General features: G+C 68.8%; 1 pseudogene. It reads right to left on the minus strand.

Features of this window, described 5'->3' with window-relative positions:
• A pseudogene (locus RB628_RS41055) lies at positions 1–191 on the minus strand (site-specific DNA-methyltransferase); the annotation flags it as partial.
• Positions 192–725 lie beyond the last annotated feature (534 nt).

Genomic DNA, 725 nt, shown 5'->3' on the forward strand with positions numbered 1-725 from the left:
CCGGGGAAGTTCTGCAGGTCGTGCGCCGATCCGCTGGTGACGTACTTGGCGCGGGCGGTGCGGCCGGTGCGGTCCGAGCTGGTGCGTCCGCCGGAGTTGTACGGGGGGTCGGTGATGACGGCGTTGACGCTCTCGTCCGGGAGGGTCTTCAGCACGGTGAGGGCGTCGCCTCGGTGCAGCGTGTAGCTCATGTGCGGGGCCTCTTTCAGGGCACGACGGGACTGGGCCAGCTCCGGACGGCGGTCAACAGCGGTCGTTCGGAGTGGGGTTGCGCCGGAGGTTAGCCGCGTTTTCCGGCCGCACCTAACGAGCCCGTGTCGTACTCCGGGCCCGGGTTCGGCGGTCGTTTGGTGCGGCCGGAATCCCGGTCTACTGTCTCGCCATGTCACCGAGGCGGAGCCCGGCTCCACCCCCGCTGACCTGTGCTGATCCGTGTTGCCGCGTCCAAAAGTGCGGCCCAGAGGGCACGTTGATCCCCCCGTTCTCGAAGCCATGAGGAGACCCAGTGCACCGCCTGAGATTACGAGCGCGGCTGGCTGCCGCGCATGACCTGAGACCGGCGTCCGGGAGCTACCAACTCCCCTGACACGGGCCCGCCCTGAGAGGCGGATTCACATCGGCGCGGTGCCGACGGCTTTGCACGAGAAGTCGGCACCGCGCCTCCTACGAACCCGAGGAGCCGCTGCGATGCAGCACGCCCTGATACGCCCACGCCCTGACCCAAC

The sequence above is a fragment of the Streptomyces sp. ADMS genome (genome assembly GCF_033441795.1).
Lineage (GTDB): Bacteria > Actinomycetota > Actinomycetes > Streptomycetales > Streptomycetaceae > Streptomyces.